19 protein-coding genes are annotated in these 18,321 nt (G+C 67.0%); 7 read left to right on the top strand and 12 right to left on the bottom strand.

What is annotated here, in order from left to right; translation table 11 throughout:
• Positions 1–109 precede the first annotated feature (109 nt).
• The 7 genes from BHK69_RS21140 (at position 110) to BHK69_RS21110 (ending at position 7,274) form a co-directional block, all read left to right on the top strand.
• Positions 110–1,003: a carbohydrate ABC transporter permease gene (locus BHK69_RS21140; protein ID WP_069691822.1), complete on the top strand. Its 894-nt coding sequence runs from the start codon at positions 110–112 to the stop codon at positions 1,001–1,003.
• Positions 1,000–1,893 (top strand): carbohydrate ABC transporter permease, encoded by an 894-nt coding sequence (locus tag BHK69_RS21135; protein WP_069691821.1) that lies wholly within the window; start codon positions 1,000–1,002, stop codon positions 1,891–1,893. The genes BHK69_RS21140 and BHK69_RS21135 overlap by 4 nt, the downstream gene beginning before the upstream one ends.
• Positions 1,894–1,895: 2 nt before the next feature.
• The gene (locus BHK69_RS21130; protein ID WP_069691820.1) at positions 1,896–2,972 is read left to right on the top strand and encodes an ABC transporter ATP-binding protein; all 1,077 of its coding nucleotides are present in this window, start codon (positions 1,896–1,898) and stop codon (positions 2,970–2,972) included.
• 27 nt (positions 2,973–2,999) lie between these two features.
• On the top strand, positions 3,000–3,758 hold the full coding sequence (locus BHK69_RS21125; RefSeq protein ID WP_069691819.1) for a sugar phosphate isomerase/epimerase family protein: 759 nt from the start codon (positions 3,000–3,002) through the stop codon (positions 3,756–3,758).
• Positions 3,759–3,768: 10 nt separating this feature from the next.
• Positions 3,769–4,929, top strand: a complete 1,161-nt coding sequence (locus tag BHK69_RS21120) for a Gfo/Idh/MocA family protein (RefSeq protein ID WP_069691818.1) — start codon at positions 3,769–3,771, stop codon at positions 4,927–4,929.
• Between the two features lie 118 nt (positions 4,930–5,047).
• A complete protein-coding gene (locus BHK69_RS21115; RefSeq protein ID WP_069691817.1) occupies positions 5,048–6,106 on the top strand; it encodes a sugar phosphate isomerase/epimerase family protein in 1,059 nt (352 codons plus the stop codon).
• Positions 6,107–6,122: 16 nt separating this feature from the next.
• Entirely contained in the window at positions 6,123–7,274 is a 1,152-nt protein-coding gene (locus BHK69_RS21110; protein ID WP_069691816.1) for a Gfo/Idh/MocA family protein, read from the top strand.
• A 16-nt stretch (positions 7,275–7,290) separates the two neighbouring features.
• On the opposite strand, the gene BHK69_RS21105 is transcribed toward BHK69_RS21110, so the two are convergent.
• From BHK69_RS21105 to BHK69_RS21050, 12 genes are all read right to left on the bottom strand, one after another.
• Entirely contained in the window at positions 7,291–7,500 is a 210-nt protein-coding gene (locus BHK69_RS21105; RefSeq protein ID WP_148663527.1) for a hypothetical protein, read from the bottom strand.
• Positions 7,501–7,632: 132 nt separating this feature from the next.
• Positions 7,633–8,175 (bottom strand): flavin reductase family protein, encoded by a 543-nt coding sequence (locus tag BHK69_RS21100; RefSeq protein ID WP_069691814.1) that lies wholly within the window; start codon positions 8,173–8,175, stop codon positions 7,633–7,635.
• A 128-nt stretch (positions 8,176–8,303) separates the two neighbouring features.
• A complete protein-coding gene (locus BHK69_RS21095; protein WP_069691813.1) occupies positions 8,304–8,759 on the bottom strand; it encodes an RrF2 family transcriptional regulator in 456 nt (151 codons plus the stop codon).
• Between the two features lie 188 nt (positions 8,760–8,947).
• On the bottom strand, positions 8,948–9,280 hold the full coding sequence (locus BHK69_RS21090) for a cupin domain-containing protein (protein ID WP_069691812.1): 333 nt from the start codon (positions 9,278–9,280) through the stop codon (positions 8,948–8,950).
• A 28-nt stretch (positions 9,281–9,308) separates the two neighbouring features.
• Positions 9,309–10,187 (bottom strand): branched-chain amino acid ABC transporter permease, encoded by an 879-nt coding sequence (locus BHK69_RS21085; RefSeq protein WP_069691811.1) that lies wholly within the window; start codon positions 10,185–10,187, stop codon positions 9,309–9,311.
• On the bottom strand, positions 10,180–10,962 hold the full coding sequence (locus BHK69_RS21080; protein ID WP_069691810.1) for an ABC transporter ATP-binding protein: 783 nt from the start codon (positions 10,960–10,962) through the stop codon (positions 10,180–10,182). Before BHK69_RS21080 ends, BHK69_RS21085 begins: the two co-directional genes overlap by 8 nt.
• On the bottom strand, positions 10,959–11,924 hold the full coding sequence (locus BHK69_RS21075) for a branched-chain amino acid ABC transporter permease (RefSeq protein WP_083269590.1): 966 nt from the start codon (positions 11,922–11,924) through the stop codon (positions 10,959–10,961). The genes BHK69_RS21080 and BHK69_RS21075 overlap by 4 nt, the downstream gene beginning before the upstream one ends.
• Entirely contained in the window at positions 11,893–12,633 is a 741-nt protein-coding gene (locus BHK69_RS21070) for an ABC transporter ATP-binding protein (protein ID WP_083269589.1), read from the bottom strand. The genes BHK69_RS21075 and BHK69_RS21070 overlap by 32 nt, the downstream gene beginning before the upstream one ends.
• Entirely contained in the window at positions 12,630–13,769 is a 1,140-nt protein-coding gene (locus BHK69_RS21065; RefSeq protein WP_069691808.1) for an ABC transporter substrate-binding protein, read from the bottom strand. Before BHK69_RS21065 ends, BHK69_RS21070 begins: the two co-directional genes overlap by 4 nt.
• A gap of 90 nt (positions 13,770–13,859) precedes the next feature.
• Positions 13,860–15,410: a hydantoinase B/oxoprolinase family protein gene (locus BHK69_RS21060; RefSeq protein WP_069693846.1), complete on the bottom strand. Its 1,551-nt coding sequence runs from the start codon at positions 15,408–15,410 to the stop codon at positions 13,860–13,862.
• Positions 15,411–15,451: 41 nt separating this feature from the next.
• Positions 15,452–17,515 (bottom strand): hydantoinase/oxoprolinase family protein, encoded by a 2,064-nt coding sequence (locus BHK69_RS21055; protein ID WP_069691807.1) that lies wholly within the window; start codon positions 17,513–17,515, stop codon positions 15,452–15,454.
• Between the two features lie 4 nt (positions 17,516–17,519).
• Positions 17,520–18,314 carry an IclR family transcriptional regulator gene (locus BHK69_RS21050; protein ID WP_069691806.1) on the bottom strand — a complete coding sequence of 265 codons (795 nt, stop codon included), beginning with the start codon at positions 18,312–18,314 and terminating at the stop codon, positions 17,520–17,522.
• Positions 18,315–18,321 lie beyond the last annotated feature (7 nt).

Raw genomic sequence — 18,321 nt, 5'->3', positions numbered from 1 at the left:
GCCGGGGCCTTCGCGTCCTCATCGCCCTCGCCTTGAAAGGTGGGGGCGGCTCCAGGGGCTCCCCGGAGCATCACCCAACCCCTTAATCACCCGGCGGCGGAGCTTTGCCATGCCCCTCGTGAGACATCGAACCGCGTCCCGGCTCGCAGCGGGCCTCGCCTTGTCGCCGGCGTTGCTGGTCCTCGTCGTGGTCTATTTGGGCTGCACGGCCTGGACCGTGTGGATCTCGCTGACATCGTCGCGGATGCTGCCGAATTCCACCTTTGTGGGCTTGCGCCAATACGCCTCGCTGATGGGCAACGAGCGCTGGCAGGTCTCGGTCGCCAATCTCGCCGTATTCGGCTCGCTGTTCCTGATCGCGAGCCTGGCACTGGGCTTCCTGCTGGCGGTGGCGATCGACCAGCGTGTGCGGGCCGAGAACACGCTGCGCTCGATCTTCCTCTACCCCTATTCGATGTCGTTCATCGTCACCGGCCTGGTCTGGCAGTGGCTGCTGAACCCAAGCTTCGGCATCGAGAAGATGGTCCGGGATTTCGGCTTCCCGTCCTTCCGCTTCGACTGGATCGTGCGCCAGGACATGGTGATCTACACGCTGGTCTTCGCCGCCGTCTGGCATGCGGCGGGCCTCGTCATGGCGATCATGCTGGCGGGCCTGCGCGGCATCGACGAGGATATCTGGAAGGCGACCAGGATCGACGGCCTGCCGGCCTGGCGGGTCTATCTCTCGATCGTGATCCCGATGCTCGGCGCGAGTTTTGCCACCGCCGCCGTCCTGCTCGCGACCAGTGTGGTGCGCCTCTACGACCTCTCCGTCGCGATGACCAATGGCGGACCCGGCGTCGCCTCGGAGGTGCCGGCCAAATTCGTCATGGACCACCTGTTCGAGCGCGGCAATCTCGGCCTCGCCACAGCGGCCGCGACCTCGATGCTGATCACGGTTGCGGCCGTGGTCGCACCCTGGCTGGTCTGGCAGAGCCGCCGGACGCGGAGGGCGCACGCATGAGCGCGATCGCCGTGACCCAACCCGCCGGCATGCGGCCGCGCCGGCTGACGCCGGCCCGCATCGGCGTCTACGCCTTCCTGATCGTGACGGCGCTGTTCTTCCTGACGCCGCTCTATGTGATGCTTGTGACCTCGCTCAAGCCGATGGAGGAGATCCGTCTCGGAGCGATCCTGGCCCTGCCGCGCGCGCCGACCCTGGAACCTTGGGTCAAGGCCTGGTCGGCGGCCTGCACCGGGTTGAGATGCGACGGCATCAGCGTCGGCTTCGCCAATTCGGTGAAGATCCTGGTGCCGTCCGTCGTCGCCTCGATCGCGGTGGGCTCGCTCACCGGCTACGCGCTGTCCTTCTGGAAGGTGCGTGGGGCAGGCCTGCTCTTTGGCGCCCTGATGATCGTGGCCTTCGTGCCCTACCAGATCTTCATCTACCCGCTGGTGCGCGTCTTCGCTTTTGCCGGGATCAACAACTCGATCCTCGGCATCGTGCTGATTCACACCATCTTCGGCCTGCCGACGATGACGCTCTTGTTCCGCAACTACTTCGCCTCGCTGCCGCAGGAATTGTTCAAGGCGGCGCGTGTCGACGGGGCGGGCTTCTTCCGCATCTTCTGGTCGGTGATGCTGCCGATGGCGACGCCGATGCTGATCGTCGCCGTCATCCTGCAGGTCACGGGCATCTGGAACGACTTCATTCTCGGGCTGATCTTCGCCGGCCGCGAGAACCTGCCGATGACGGTGCAGCTCAACAACATCGTCAACTCCACCCAGGGCGAGCGCGCCTACAACGTCGACATGGCCGCCACCATCCTCACGGCGCTCGTCCCGCTCGCTGTCTATTTCGCCTCCGGGCGCTGGTTCGTGCGCGGCATCGCCGCCGGCGCGGTGAAAGGCTGACCATGGGCAAGCTTTGCGACGTCTCCATCCGCGGGGTCGAGATCTCCTTCGGCGCGGTGCGCGTGCTGGAGAAGCTCGATCTCGATGTGGCGCAATCGGAGTTCATCGTCCTGCTCGGCCCCTCCGGCTGCGGGAAGTCGACGCTGCTGAACGCGGTCGCAGGTCTCATCGACGTGCAGGCCGGGCAGATCTGGATCGGCGGCAAGAACGTCACCTGGGAGGAGCCGAAGGACCGTGGCATCGCCATGGTGTTTCAGTCCTATGCGCTCTATCCGCGCATGACCGTGCGCGGCAACATGTCCTTCGGCCTCAAGGTCGCCGGCATGCCGAAGCCCGAGATCGAGCGGCGGGTCAACGCTGCCGCCGCGACGCTGCAGATCACCGAATTGCTCGATCGCCGCCCGGCCGAGCTTTCGGGCGGCCAGCGCCAGCGCGTCGCCATTGGCCGCGCTTTGGTGCGCGATGCCGGGGTCTATCTGTTCGACGAGCCGCTTTCCAATCTCGACGCCCAGCTTCGCGCCGAATTGCGGGTCGAGATCAAGCGCCTGCACCAGCGCCTGGCGGCGACGATGATCTACGTCACCCACGACCAGATCGAGGCGCTGACGCTGGCCGACCGCATCGCGGTGATGAAGGATCGGGTGATCCAGCAGCTTGGCACGCCTAACGAAATCTACCGCCGGCCGGCGAACCGGTTTGTCGCCTCCTTCGTCGGCTCGCCGGCGATGAACTTCCTGCCCGGCGCCTTCGCGGTGAAGGAGGGCGCGCCCTGCTTCCTGACCGAGGGCATCGCCATCCCGCTGAACGGCTACGCTTTCGAGGCCCCGCCGCAAGACGGCGCGCCTGTCGAGCTCGGCATCCGCCCCGAGCATGTCGAAACCGGCGGCGGGGTTCCAGCTAAAATCGAGATGGTCGAACCGATGGGTAGCGATCAGCTCGCCTGGTTGCGGGTCGGCGGCCATCCGCTCTCGATGCGCCTGCCGGCGGAGGCCTGCACCGTCGCGGGCGAGGCGATGCAGCTCAGGCTGCCGGCCGACAAGCTCAACCTGTTCGACGCCGCCACGGGCCGGCGTCTCTGACCCTCCGCATAACCGAAAGGACACCTCATGACGCCGCTCGATGGTCTTTCGTTCCAGCTCTACTCGGCCAGGATGCTCGAACCGCTGGAGACGCAGTTCGAATTGCTGGCGGGCCTCGGCTATCGCAAGGTCGAGCCCTTCGGCGGGCTCCTGAACGAGCCGGACAGGCTGAAGGGGTTGCTCGAGCATCACGGCATCGCGGCGCCGACATCGCATGTCGGCCTGGACCGCCTGCGGGCGGACCCGGTGGCGACGGTCAAGCTCTGCCGCGATCTCGGCGTCGGCACGATCTACGCACCCGCTCCGCCGCTCGGCGAGCGCGAGGGCGGCGAAGCCGAATGGAAGGCCATCGGCCAGGAGCTCAACCGGATCGGCAGGGTCGTCACCGGCGAGGGGCTGACCTTCGGCTGGCACAATCATCATTGGGAATATGGCAGAGCGGCGGATGGCCGGCGCTTCCTCGACATCATGCTGCAGGAGGCGCCCGACATTCTGTGGGAGGCGGATCTCGCCTGGATCGTGCGTGGCGGGGCCGATCCCGCGGCCGAGGTCCGGCGCTATGCCGGCCGTGTCAAAGCCGTCCATGTCAAGGACATCGCCCCAGTCGGCGAATGCCTGGACGAGGACGGCTGGGCCGATCCCGGCCATGGCGTGCTCGATTGGGGAAAGCTCCTGCCGGTGCTGCAGGAGATCGGCGTGACATTGTTTGTCGCCGAGCACGACAAGCCCAATGATGTCGCACGCTTTGCCCGGCGCGCCTTCGCCACCGTCTCATCTTGGCGCTGAGGAGCAGGGCATGACCGAACTTGGTGTCGGAATCGTCGGTTGCGGAGTCATTTCAACCATCTACATGCAGAACCTCACGCTGTTTCGAGGCGTGCGCCTCGTCGCCTGCGCCGATCTGCTCGCTGAATGCGCACGCGCCCAGGCTGAAAAATTCGGCATCCGGGCGCTTACGATCGATGAATCGCTGCGTGATCCGGAGGTCGATATCGTCGTCAATCTGACGACGCCGAACGCCCATTTCGCCGTCAGCCAAGCCGCGCTAGCGGCCGGCAAGCATGTCTTCTCGGAAAAGCCGCTCTGTGTCTCGGCAGAGGATGGCTTGCGGCTCGTGCAAGAGGCCGATCGCCGCGGACTGAAGCTCGGCTGCGCGCCCGACACCTTTCTCGGCGCGGGCGGGCGGCTCGCCCGGGACATCGTCGACGGCGGCAAGGTCGGGCGCATCCTGGCGGGCTCCTGCTTCCTGATGTCCCACGGCATGGAGCATTGGCACCCGAATCCGGAGTTCTTCTTCAAGCCTGGCGGCGGGCCGATCCTCGACATCGGACCCTATTATCTCGGCGCGCTGTGCAACCTGCTCGGGCCGATCGAGAGCGTGCAGGCCCGCGCCTCGACCGGCTTCGCGGAGCGGCTGGTCACGGCCGAGGGCGCGCGCAAGGGCGACCGCATCACGGTCGAGACGCCGACGACCGTGATGGCGCTGCTGCATTTCGTAGGGGGCGCCGACATCGTGCTGTCGATGAGCTGGGACGTGTGGAAGCACGGTCATCCGCCTATCGAGCTTTACGGTACCGAGGGCTCTCTGCGCGTGCCCGATCCGAATTTCTTCGGCGGCACGGTCGAGATCACCGCACGCGGCGAGGACTGGCAGGTGCTCGATTCCGCAGAGCGGCTCTATGGCAAGCCGAATTGGCGCTCGCCGAACTGGCCCGCCAGCGCACCCGACCGGGCGAATTACCGCTGCCTCGGCATCGCCGAGCTGGCAAGCGCTGTCCTGCACGGAACTCCGCATCGCGCGTCGGGCGCCTTCGCGGCACATGTGCTGGAAGCCATGCATGCGATCCTGCGGGCCGGCGAGCATGGCGGCACGATTGCGGTGGAGTCGCGCATGGAACGGCCTGCGCCGCTCTCCGATGCGGAGGCGGCGTCCTATTGGCGCGCTGCGGCGAGCTGAACAAGGCCCGCAATTCATCGCCTATTCCTCCGGGGCGGACGCTCCGGAGGCCAATTCGGGACCGGCTGGAGAGCTGGTCCGCAGCATCAACCAGAGACGCTGGACGCAGGAGAGATCGATGCCCGCTACGATGAAAGGACCGGCGCTCTTCCTGGCGCAGTTCGCTGGCGATGCCGCGCCGTTCAACAGTTTCGACGGGATTTGCGGCTGGGCGGCCGGGCTCGGCTATAAGGGCGTCCAGATCCCGACTTTCGATGCCCGCCTGTTCGATCTCGACAAGGCGGCGGGCTCGCAGGGCTATTGCGACGAGGTTGCAGGGGTGGCGGCGAGCCATGGTCTCGCGATCACCGAACTCTCGACCCATCTCCAGGGCCAGCTCGTCGCCGTCCACCCCGCCTATGACGAGGCCTTCGACGCCTTCGCCCCAGTGGCCCTCAGGGGCAAGCCGCAGGAGCGCCAGGCCTGGGCCGTCGATCAGATGATGAAGGCCGCGCAAGCCTCGCGGCGGCTCGGACTCAGCGGCAGCGTCAGCTTCACCGGGGCGCTGGCCTGGCCCTTCCTCTATCCCTGGCCGCAGCGTGCGCCGGGGCTGATCGAGACCGCCTTCGATGAACTCGGCCGGCGCTGGCGGCCGATTCTCGACGCCTATGAGGAGGCGGGTGTCGATCTCTGCTACGAGATCCATCCCGGCGAGGATGTCTTCGACGGCGCAACCTTCGAGATGTTCCTGGAGCGCGTCGGCAATCATCCGCGCTGCGCGATCAATTACGATCCGTCGCATTTCCTGCTGCAGCAGCTCGATTATCTCGCCTTCATCGACATCTATGCCGAGCGCATCCGGGCCTTCCACGTCAAGGATGCGGAGTTCAATCCGAGCGGCCGGCAAGGCGTCTATTCCGGCTTCCAGCCCTGGCTCAATCGCGCCGGCCGCTTCCGCTCGCTGGGCGATGGGCAGGTCGATTTCAAGGCAATCTTCTCCAGGCTCGCCGCCATCGGCTATGATCGCTGGGCGGTGCTGGAATGGGAGTGCTGCCTGAAGCATCCCGAGGATGGTGCACGCGAGGGCGCGGCCTTCATCGCCGACCAGATCATCCGCGTCACCGACAAGGCGTTCGACGATTTCGCCGGCGCCGGCAGCGACGATGCGCAGCTGCGCCGCATGCTGGGCCTGAGCTGAACGAGGAGATGCCGTGATGGCCGAGCCACGCATTCGACTGGGGATGGTAGGGGGCGGCGAAGGCGCTTTCATCGGCGCCGTCCACCGCATCGCCGCCCGCCTCGACGACCGCTACGAATTGGTCGCAGGGGCGCTCTCCGCCTCGCCCGACAAGGCGCGGCGTTCGGCTGAGGCAATCGGGCTTCCACTGGAGCGCTCCTATCCCGACTATCGCAGCATGGCCCGAGCCGAGGCTGCGCGCGGCGACGGCATCGAGGCCGTGGCGATCGTCACGCCCAACCATATGCATGCGCCAGTGGCCGAGGCCTTTCTCGATGCCGGCCTGCATGTGATCTGCGACAAGCCGCTGACGGCGACATTGGCGGAGGCGCGCCGGCTGCGCGACAAGGCGCGGGCGAGCGGTTTGATCTTCGCGGTCACCTACAACTATTCGGGCTATCCGCTGGTCCGGCATGCCCACGCCATGGTGCAGGCAGGCGATCTCGGGGCGATCCGGGTCGTGCAGGTGGAATATCCGCAGGACTGGCTCGCCGGGCCGCTCGAGGCGACCGGCCAGAAGCAGGCGGAATGGCGCACAGATCCGACGCGTTCGGGCGCGGGCGGATGCATCGGCGATATCGGCACCCATGCCTACCAGCTGGCGCATTTCGTCACCGGCATGGCTCCCGAGCAGATCCTGGCCGAATTGACCAGCTTCGTGCCGGGACGCCGGCTCGACGACAACGCCCAGATCCTGCTGCGCTACGGCAATGGCGCGCGCGGCGCGCTCTGGGCGAGCCAGGTCGCGCCGGGCAGCGACAACGGCCTGCGGCTGCGGGTTTTTGGTGAGAAAGGCGGCCTCGACTGGTCGCAGGAGGAGCCCAACCAGCTCCTCTGGTCGCCGCTCGGGGAGGCGCCACGTCTCATCAAGCGCGGTACGCCAGCGGTGAATGCCGCCGGACAGCGGGTCAGCCGCATTCCCTCGGGCCATCCGGAAGGTTATCTGGAGGCCTTCGCGACGATCTATGCGGAGGTGGCCGAGGCGATCCTGGCCCGGCGCAAAGGCGCGCCGCTCGATCCGATGGTCAGCTTCCCGACGATCGAGGACGGTTTCGCCGGCGTCGCCATGGTCGAGGCGGCGCTGCGCTCCCATGCTGCGGGCGGGCTCTGGGTGACGGCGGAGTCGTGAGGGCCGTCGTTCTGTTCTAGCGGACCGGCGAGGCCGGTTGCGGGGATGGTCGCGGCAAGCCGTTCAGGAACAGGTTGACCGCAGCGGTGACACGCTCGCGCAGTGCTTTCTCCGATGTCGCGGCCTCGCCCTCCAGAGCCAGGGCGCAGGCCGGCCCCTCGATCACGGTGTATAGAAACGGCTCGACAAGGGCGCCGATGCGCTGATGACGCAATTGCGGTGACAAGAGGCTGTTAGCGACTCTGGGCCGTGAAGACACCGAATGCCCTTGCCCGGTCAATTCCGGACAGGCGAGGGCATGCAATCGAGCGCAGCGGCCGCTGGCGCGGTTTGAGCCATACGCCGCCGTCGGCTGCTCTCAGATGCCGGCGCCGTATTGCAGGGTCTCGTCGAGCTTGCCGTAGATTCCGCGCCAATAGAGCAGGGCGCCCTCCGTCTCGGCTTCGCGGATCGCCTTGACGCGGCCGATCAGGATCGTATGCGAGTGCCGCTCGATTGCCTCCTCGGTCTCGCAATCGAGGATGGCGAGCGCCCCTTCCAGCACGGGAGCGCCCGTGACCAGGCGGGTCCAGTCGCCCTCTCCGAAGCGCGCGTCGCCCTTGAACCCGCCCCGGCCGGCGAAGCGGTCGGCGATCGACTGATGCCGGGCGGCCAGCACATTGATCGCGAAATGGCCGGCGCGCTCGATCGTCGGCCAGGCGGATGCCGTTCTGTTGACGCAGACGATCACGGTTGGCGGCTCCGCCGACAGCGCTGTCAGGGAGGTTGCGGTCAATCCCGCGCGGGCGCCGCCCTGCGTGGCTGTCACGATGCTGACGGCGCCGGCAACGTTGCGCATCACGGATTTGAACGCCACAGCTTCGATATCGGCTGGCCTGAAGCCGCTGACCTGCTGATTCATGGAAACTGCCCGGAAGGATGGGGAGGGCGCGCGGAACCGCGGCGCACCCGAACGGACAGTCAGGCTAGGGTCTTGGCCGAAAATTGTCTATAGATATGCTAGACAAACTCTCGCATGAGTTGCCCGTTCTAGAGTGCGAGCTGCCCCGCCGGTTCCCTCTGATGCCCGCGGGATCGCGCCACCAGATCGGCGATGGTGGTGTTGTCGATGACCGAGGCCATGGCGTCGCGAACCTCGCTCATCACCGAGCGGACCGCGCAGGTTTCGATGTCGCCGCAATCCTCGCAGGCGCGAAAGGCCGAACGGCTTGCGCAGGCGATGGGGGCGATGGGGCCTTCGAGCGCGCGAATGACGGCGCCCACTTTGATCGCCCGCGCGGGTTTCGCCAGCGCGTAGCCGCCGCCGGGTCCCTTCTTGCTGCGCAGCATGCCGGCGTTGCGCAGATCGAGCAGGATCGCATCGAGGAATTTTTTCGAGATGTTGTTCGTCTGCGCGATGTGAGCGACCTGAGCGGTTTCGCCTGCTTCCAGCTTAGCCAGGTGGATGATCGCCTTGATGCCGTATTTGCCTTTGTTGGTGAGCATCGCGCCAATCCCCGTTTATGCTCTTATTTGTATATGGCCTATCTCAATTTCTACGGCTGCATCAACAGAATTTTCTCGTTCGATCGGCGCCGGCGCGGCGCGCATGTCGATCCTGCGAGGTTGCGGAGATCAAAATTCCGGAGCGGGCTCTCGGCTTGAGGATCGTGCTGTACGGGCGATTCCCCTAATCAGGCGTATTCAGGCCTGCGCGGCGTGAAGACGTCGAGATTGATCACGGGCTCGTCGCCGACGACCTCGCCCCAATGCTCGACATTGGCCGGCACGACCAGGAGCGAGCCCGGTCCCAGGAGATGTTCCTCGCCGCCGACGACGAAGCGGATCGTGCCGCTGACTATATAGGCGATCTGCTCATGGGGATGGCTGTGGGGTTTTGGCTCATGGCCCGGCATCAGTTTATGCAGCGCCAGCGTCGCGGCGCTGCCCGAAAAGGCCTTGCGCTCGACGCCCGGGCGCACCGGCGTCCAGGGGAGCTGGCTCCAGTCGATCTTGTGGATGTCCATGGCTTGTCTCCTGTCGTGACAGGCGGGCTCACTTGGCCGCGCCGAGGATTCCCGATGGGCGGATGAAGAGGAACAGCAGCAGCACCGACAAGGCCGCGACGGTCTTGAGGCCGGCGCCGAAGACGACGATGGCGAGCGCCTGCATCAGGCCGAGCAGCAGCCCGCCGAGAAAGGCCCCGAAGGGACGCCCGAAGCCGCCGACGATGGCGGCGATGAAGCCGCTGATGGCGAAGGGCACGCCGACATTGAAGGCGGTGTATTGCGTCGGCGTGATCAATATGCCGGCGATGGCGCCGAGCGCGGCGCTGAGCGCGAAGGCCAGCGCCAGCATGCGCGAGACCGGGATGCCTTGCAGCGCCGCCGCCTCGCGGTTGATCGAGCAGGCCCGCATCGCCTTGCCGGTCCGGGTCAGGGCGAAGAAGGCGGCAAGCAGCGCGACGATCGCGAGCGAACCGCCGACAATCCAGAGGAATTGCGTGCCGATCGCGACGCTGCCGATCATGAGGGGCGGCAGGTCGGTGAAGACCGGCAGCGTCTTGGGCTGGTCGCCGACCGCGATCAGCGTCAAGCGCTCGATCACGATCTGGGCTGCGAGCGTCGCCAGGATCATCACGAACATCGTCGCCTTGCGGTTCCAGAGCGGCCTGACGACGATCCGCTCGATCGCGACGCCGAGCGCTGCGACGGCCGCGACCGCGACCAGCGCTGCCACCGGCAAGGGCAGGCCGTGGCGGCTGAACAGCGTCTGGGTGATCATGCCGCCGAGCATCACGAAGGCGCCCTGCGCGAAGTTCACGATGCCGCTGGCGTTGTAGATCACGCAGAAGCCGATGCCGATCAGCCCATAGACGCAGCCGATGCCGAGCCCGCTGACGAGGACCTGGGGAATATAGGACCAGTCAGCCATGGGCCGCTTCCTTGCTGGCGGGGGCGCCGAGATAGGCCGCGATCACGGCCGGGTCGGAGCGGATCTCCGCCGGCGTGCCCTCGGCGATCTTGCGGCCGAAATCGACCGCGACGATCCGGTCGGCGGTGTTCATCACCAGGGTCATGTCGTGTTCGACCAGCAGCACTGTCGTGCCCGTCTCGGCGATGCGCCTGATGATCCGCGACAAGGCGGCCGATTCCTCGGCGTTCAGTCCCGCCGCCGGCTCGTCGAGCAGGATCAGGCGCGGCCCCGCTGCCATGGCGCGAGCCAGTTCGAGCAGGCGCTGCCGGCCATAGGGCAGGCTAGAGGCGGGCTCCTCGGCCAGTGCGGCAAGGCCGGTGAAAGCCAGGAGCTCGCGGGCGCGGCTTTCGACCTCGGCCTCCTCGCGCCGGGCCGAGGCCGGGCGCAGCAGGGCCGAAAACAGGCCGGCCTTGCCATGCAGATGGCAGCCGACCTTGACGTTGTCGAGCACGCTCAGATCCTCGAACAGCCTGACGAGCTGGAAGGTACGCACCAGCCCGCGCGCCGCGATCCTGACCGGCGGCAGGCCGGTGATGTCCTGCTCCTCGAAGATGATCTGTCCTGAACTCGGCGGCAGGAAGCCCGAGATCAGGTTGAACAATGTGGTCTTGCCGGCGCCATTGGGACCGATCACGGCGGTGACGCCCTGGGCCGGTACGGAAAAGCTGACATCGTCGACGGCAACGAGGCCGCCGAAGCGGCGCGTCACGCCTTCGAGCTTCAGGCGGGTCATGAGCGCCCCCGCGTCGAGAACAGGCTGGCGAGACCGCGCGGCGCATAGATCAAGAGCAGGATCAGCGCCGCGCCATAGGCGAGGTCCTGATAATCCTTGAAGGCGCGGAAGGTCTCGGGCAGCAGGCTGACGATCAGCGCGCCGATCAACGGCCCAGCGACGGTGCCGATGCCGCCGACATAGAGCATGGTGAAGGTGACGATGACCATGTGCAGCCCGAACACCTCCGGGCTGACGAAACCGACGACATGGACGAAGAGCGAGCCGGCCAGCGCGGCGAAACCGGCCGAGAGCAGGAAGGCCATCAGCTTATAGCGCGCGACATCGATGCCCAGCGCCTGGGCGGCTTCCTCGCTGCCCGCCACGGCTGACAAGGCGCGGCCGAAGCGCGAGCGGCGGATGCGCGCTGCGGCGAAAGCGCCGCCTGCGACGACGAGCGCCAGTATGACGAGCTGGCCGCGATCTGAGGAAACCTCGTAGCCGGCCAGGCTAAGCGGCGGGATGCCGGAAATGCCCATATAGCCTTGCGTCACCGACTGCCATTCGACCGTGATCTCATAGGCGATCAGGCCGATGGCGAGCGTGCCCATGGCGAGGTAGTGACCCTTCAGCCGCAAGGTCGGAAAGCCGATGATGGCGGCAGCCAGCACGGCTGCGGCCATGCCCAGCGCCATGGCGGGCAGGGGGCTCCAGCCATGGCTTGCGGTGAGCACGGCCGAGACATAGCCGCCGATCGCCGCGAAGGCGTTCTGGCCGAAGGAGACCTGGGCGGCGAAGCCCATGAACAGGTTCAGGCCGGTGACGAAGACGGCATAGATCAGCGCGAAGGAGACGACGGTGGCCGCATAGCCGCCGACAAGGATGGCATAGCCGACGACCGCGCCGGCGAAGAGCCAGGGCAGCAGGCCGAGAAGCCGCAAGCGGCGCCGGTCAGGAGAGGTAATGCTGGGCGAGATCGTCATGGGATGTGATGTCACGCGGATCGAGTTCGGCGACGATGCGCCCGAGGGAAAGCAGGTAGACTCGCGCTGCGAGCTTCAGCGCCAGCGGCGCCTTCTGCTCGACCAGCACGATCGCGAGGCCCTCGCGGTTGAGGAGGCCGAGCGTCTCCAGGATCTCGTCGGTGACGCGGGGAGCCAGGCCAAGCGAAGGCTCGTCCAGAAGCAGGATCTTGGGGCCGGCCATCAGCGCCCGGCCGATGGCGAGCATCTGCTGCTCGCCGCCCGACATCGAGCCCGCCATCTGCCCCAGCCGCTCCTTGAGACGCGGGAAGAGCGTCAGCACGCGCTCGCGCCGGCGAGCGAATTCGGGCTTGTCGCGCAGACGATAGGCGCCGAGCTCGAGATTATCGGCCACGCTCATCGGCCCGAAGATGCCGCGTCCTTCCGGCACCAGGACGATGCCGCGCGAGGCGACGGCGACGACATCCTGGCGCGGCAATGGCGCGTCCCGGAAGCGGACCTCGCCCGCATTCGAGACCAGCCCCATCAGCGCCCGCAGCAAGGTCGACTTGCCGGCGCCGTTGGGACCGAGCACGGCGACGAGCTCGCCTTCGCCGATCCGGATATCGAGCGGATGCAGCGCCTGGACATGGCCATAGCGGGCCGAGAGCCCTGTCGCCGCCAATATGGGCGCGGGAGCCGCGACGCCCGGCGCCGTGGCCAGGTTCATTGCACCACCTTGACCGCGCCGTTCTGGATCGTCGCCAGCACGAAGGGGTTTTCGGTGATGCCCTGATGCAGGTCGGGCCGGAAATTATAGACGCCGGTCGTGCCCTGGAAGCCCTTCAGCTCCTCATAGGCCGCGCGGAGCTTCTCGCCCTCGAAGGACTTGGCCTGCTCGATCGCGGCGACGGTGAGCATTACGCCATCCCAGCCGCGCGAGGCCCAGTTCGGGTCGCGATCCCGGTACTTCTCGCGCCAGGGATCGAGGAAGGCCTTGATGCTGGTCTTGAGCGGGCCGTCCGGCAGCGCCTCATAGACCTGCGAGGGCGAGGCGACGAAGAAGAACTTGTCGCCCAGCACCTCGGCGACGGGGCCGAACACGGCGAGGTCCTCGAGGCTCGTCAAGAGCAGCATGTCGGCGCCGAGCTGCTTGATATTCTTGGCGGCGGTCAGCGTGGTGCCGCCGAGCCCGATCTTCAGGATGGCGCCGGCCCCAGCCGAGCGCGCCTTGCTGATCTGGACGCTGAGATCGGCGTCGTCCTGCTTGTATTGCTCGATCGAGACGATTTCGAGCCCGTATTTCGCGGCGTTGCGCTCGGCCACGGTCTTCTGGAGATTGGCGTAGGGCGTGGGGTCATGCAGTACTGCGATCTTGCGGATTTGCGTCTTCTCCTTGAGGAATTCGAGGCGCTTGTCGACCTCGAAACCAGCCGGCGGCAGCGTGGTGAAAGCCCAGGGCAGATGCTCGGCCAGCTGCGGCAGGATCGAGCACAGCATCATCGGCACCTTGGCGCGCAGCAGCAGGCCGGCGGCGGCGAAATTGCCGGCGGAGACGCAGCCGCTGACGAAGACGTCGACCTTGTCGGAGCTGAGCATCTTTCGGTAGACCGTCACGGATTCCTGCGGTTCGGAGCGGTTGTCCTCGACGATCACCTGGATCTTGCGGCCCATCACGCCACCCTTGGCGTTGACGGCGGCTGCCGCGAGCTCGACGCCGTCGCGCCAGGCACGGTCGACGGTTGCGGCATAGCCGGTGAGCCCGGTTGAGACGCCGATCTTGTAGTCCTGCGCGCCCGCCATCTGCGGCAGAGCCGATGCGAGGCAGGCGGCGAGCGCGGCCGCCACGGCAGTGGATGTCTTCATGGGTTCCTCCCGTTTCCCTTGCTTTCGGGTCGTTCGCCGCAAGCTGCGGCGCGCCCTTTATGGTCTTGATGGCGAGGCTTCACGCCTCACTCAGGATGCCGGTTTTCCGTAGCCGCCGCCGCCGGGCGTTTCGAGGAGCACGACGTCGCCGGGCTGCATCGTCAGCTTCTTGGCTTCGCTGACCGGCTTGCCGTTGACGAGGAAATGGCCGGATGCGCCGGGCAAACCGCCATCGATGCCGTCGGGGCCGCGGTTCAACCGGCTCGGCACCGCGTTCAGCAGCCAGGGCGCCTCGGTGAGCATGCGGAACTGGATGCTCTGGCCGTCGCCGCCCTGCATCCGCCCCTTGCCGCCCGAGCCGCGCCGCAACTCCTTGCGGTCGAACACGATCGGCATCGTCGCCTCCAGGATCTCGATTGGCACCGCCGCGACGCCGGTTGGATAACAGGTCGCGCTGGGGCCGGGCTTGTTGGCGCGAGCGCCCATGCCGCCGGAATAGTTGAACATCGAGGAGGTGAAGGGCTGGCCATCCTGCCGCTTGCCCTGGATCTGCATGGTCCAGACTGCGCCCGAGCCTTCGGCCAGCACACGTTCGGGCATGACCTGATGCAGTGCCTTCAGGATCGGCATCGGCACATACATGCCCACCACATGGCGTGCGTTCACCGGCGCCGGATAGGCACAGTTGATGATCGAGCCCTCCGGCGCGCGCACTTCGATGGGCGCGAGCGAGCCGGTGTTGTTGGGCAGATCGGGGTTGAGGCAGGAGCGGATGGCGAAGGTCGAATAGGCGTGGGTGTAGTTCAGCACGACATTGATGCCGGTGGCGGTCTGGGGCGACGAACCGGCGAAGTCGACGATGATCGCGCCGGCCTCGACATCGACCGTCACCGCGGTCTTGAGCGTGATGATCTCGCCGCCGGGCACGTCGAAGCTGGTTTCTCCGTGATAGGTGCCGGGCTTCAGCTTGCGGATGGCGTTGCGCGTCGCCTCTTCCGAGCGATTGATGATCTCGTCCGACAGGGCCTCTATATCGGCGACGCCATAGCGCCGGCACAGCATGATCAGGTATTCGGCCGCCGCCTCGCCGCTGGAGACCTGGGCGGAGAGGTCGCCGAAGACCGCGTCCGGCGTGCGCACATTGCGCCGGATGATGTCGTGGAGAACCTCGTTGGGCTTGCCGCGCTCATAGAGCTTGAGCGGGGGAATCCACAGCCCCTCCTCATGCACGTCGCGCGCGCCGGCGCCGATGCCGTAGCCGCCGATATCGGTGTGGTGGATGGTCGAGCCGATATAGGCGATGAGGTTTGGCCCGTCGAAAATCGGCGTCAGCACCGTGATGTCGAAGAAATGCCCGGCCGAAAGCCAGGGATCATTGGTGATCAGCACGTCGCCGGGCTCGCAGCGCCCCTCGAAGATGCGCACGAGATGCGCGCCGGCGAAGGCGAGCGAGTTGATGTGGCCGGGCGTGCCGGTATTGGCCTGCGCCACCATGCGCCCGCGCTGGTCGAAGAGCGCGCAGGCGAGGTCGCCCGCCTCGCGCACGATCGGGCTGAAGGCGATGCGCTGCAGCGCCTTGGCCCGCTCGTTGACGATGCCGATCAGGTTCGACCAGAGGATTTCGAGTTCAACGCCGTCCATCGGATGCGACCTTGCCATTGGATGTGACCCTGCCATCGGATTCAGCCTTTCCTGGCGATGATGCAGCCGAGGCTGTCGATCGTGGCGTTCCAGCCGGGGGGAAGCGCGGTCGTGGTCTCGCGCTCCTCGATGATGGCGGGACCTGCGATGGTCTGGCCCACAGCGAGCGCGGCGCGTTCATAGACTGGGACCGGCTGGTCATCCTGCCAGGCATGGACCGGGCGATGCCGCTTGGCCTGCCCCTGCTCGATCTGCGGGCGGGTCTGGCCGTCGAAATGCGGCGAGGGGCCGCGCGCCACGACGCGCCAGGTGACGATCTCGATAGGGACATGCGAGGGGTTGACGCCGTAGAGCGTGCGATAGTTCGCCTCGAACTGCTGGGCGAGGGCGCCCGCATCGCGGCTTTGGCGCGGGTCGGTCTCGAAGATGACGGTGACCTCGTGCTGCTGGCCGACATAGCGCATATCGGCGCCGACCAGGATCGTGACATCCTTGGCCGCGCAGCCGGATTGGCCGAGCGCCGCCATGCCTTCGCTTTCGAGGTCGCCGAGCACGCGGTCGACGCGGCTCCAGTCGAGATGGGCGACCAAGGTCAGGTCGCTGCGCACCAGATCGAGCCGGACCGGCGTCACCAGCGTGCCGAAAGCCGACAGCACGCTCGATTGCGGCGGCACGATCACGCAGGTGCTCTGCAGCAGCTCGGCGACGCCGCAGGCATGCAAGGGACCCGCGCCGCCGAAGGCAAACAGCGGCAGCCCGCGATAGTCGACGCCGCGATCGGTGGCATGGGTGCGTGCGGCCGAGGCCATCGCCTCGGTCACGATCCGGTAGATGCCGCGCGCCGCCTGGACGGGGGAGACAGCGAGCGACTGGCCGAGCCGCGCCATCGCGGCCTCGCAGGCCGGCTTGTCGAGCGACATGTCGCCGCCGAGGAAGTTCTCCGCATCGATCAGGCCGAGCACGAGGTCGGCGTCGGTCACGGTCGCGCTCTGGCCGCCACGGCCATAGCAGGCGGGGCCAGGATTGGAGCCGGCGCTTTCCGGGCCGACCTTGAGCAGGCCGAGATCGTCGACATGGGCGATGCTGCCGCCGCCGGCGCCGATCTCGATCAGGTCGATCGAGGGCACGGTGACGGGCAGGCCGCTGCCCTCCTTGAAGCGATAGCGCCGGTCGACCTCGAACAGCCCGGTGACCAGCGGGGTGCGGTTCTCGATCAGGCAGGCCTTGGCGGTGGTGCCGCCCATGTCGAAGGACATCAAACGGTCGATGCCGAGCAGTTCGGCATAATGGCAGGCCGCGAGCGCGCCGGCGGCGGGGCCGCTCTCGATCATGCGCACCGGGTTCTTCCCGGCGGTTTCCGCACCGACGACGCCGCCCGAGGACAGCATGATCAAGGGCGTGTTGGCGAAGCCCTCGACGCGCAGCCTGTCGCTGAGGCGCTTGAGATAGGGCTGCGAGATCGGCATCGCATAGGCGTTCACCGTCGCGGTCGAGGCGCGCTGGTATTCGCGGATCTGCGGGGCGACCTCCGAGGAGGTGCAGATGAAGACGTCGTTGAGCTCGCGCGCCAGCGCTGCGGCGACCAGGGCCTCGTTGGCGGGGTTGGCGAAGCTGTTGAGAAAGCAGATCGCCAGCGCGCGCGCACCGCTGGCGCGGATATCGCGGGCCAATTGCGCGATATCCTGCGGATCGGGCGCGATCGCGATCGTGCCGTCGGCGAGCACGCGTTCCTTCAGGCCGAAGGTCAGCTCACGCGTCACCAGCGGCTCGGGGAATTCGATCTGGGGATCGTACATATCGTAGCGGTGCTCGTTGCGGATCGAGAGCACGTCGCGGAAGCCCTCGGTCACGACGAGCGCTGTCGGCAGGCCCTTTCGCTCGATCAGCGCATTGGTGACGACGGTGGTGGCGTGGACCACCAGGCCATCGACAGCGCCGGCTGCGACGCCGGCCTTGCCGAGTACGGAATCGACGCCGCGGAAAAAACCTTCGAGCAGGTCGTGATGCGTGGTCAGCGTCTTGTCGACGCTGAGGCCGCCCTTGGAGTCGCGCAGGACGATATCGGTGAAGGTGCCGCCGATATCGACGGCCAGCGAATAGCTCATGGCTTCAATCTTTCCAGGTCAATCCCCGCGAGATGCGCGCGGCGCTGCCGACGACTTCGCGGATTTGTTCGGGATCGGGTTCGGGAGGGATGAACTGCGTCGCGCCGACGATGGCGATCGAGCCGACGAGGATCTGGCGATGGTCGAAGACGGGGGCGGCGAGCGTGTTGACGCCGGTGATGACCTCGTCGGGTGCGGTGGCCCAGCCGCGCTCGCGCACGACGTCGAGATCGGCGAGCAGGGCATCCCGCGTGACGATCGTCGCCGGCGTCCAGGCCTTGAGCTCGCCATTGGCAATGGCGGCCGTGCGCTCCTGCGAACCGAAGGCGAGCCAGATCTTGCCATGCGCGCTGGCATGGAAGGCGAGCCGCGTGCCGGGGCGCGTGGCGAATTCGATGAGCGTGCGGCCCTGGATCAGTTCGAGGACGATCAGCTCGGCGTCGATCGCGGCGCAGACCGTGACGGCCTGGCCGGTGCGATCGCGCAGCGTCATCAGCTCCTCGCGGGCGGCGCTGACGATGTCGAAGCGCTGCCGCAGCGCCTCGCCCAGCACCATCAGCTTGATGCCGGCTTCGTAACGACCGGTCTCGGCATCCTGCCGGACGAAGCCGTGGCGCTGCAGCGTCACCAGATGCCGGTAGATCGTGGCTTTCGATGCTCCCAGCGCGCCGGCGATCTGCGCCAGCGCGGCCGGACGGCTCTGCTGCACCAGATACTCGACCGCCCGCAAGGCGAGATCGAGTGTGCTGGTGCCGGCCGGCGCGGCTTTGGCCGCATCTGGATCGGGTTTCGTCGGCAAGGGCGTT

This window comes from Bosea vaviloviae (assembly GCF_001741865.1).
Taxonomy (GTDB): Bacteria; Pseudomonadota; Alphaproteobacteria; order Rhizobiales; family Beijerinckiaceae; genus Allobosea; species Allobosea vaviloviae.
The sequence above is the reverse complement of the archived record's forward strand: the minus strand, read 5'-3'. Positions and strand labels throughout refer to the sequence as shown.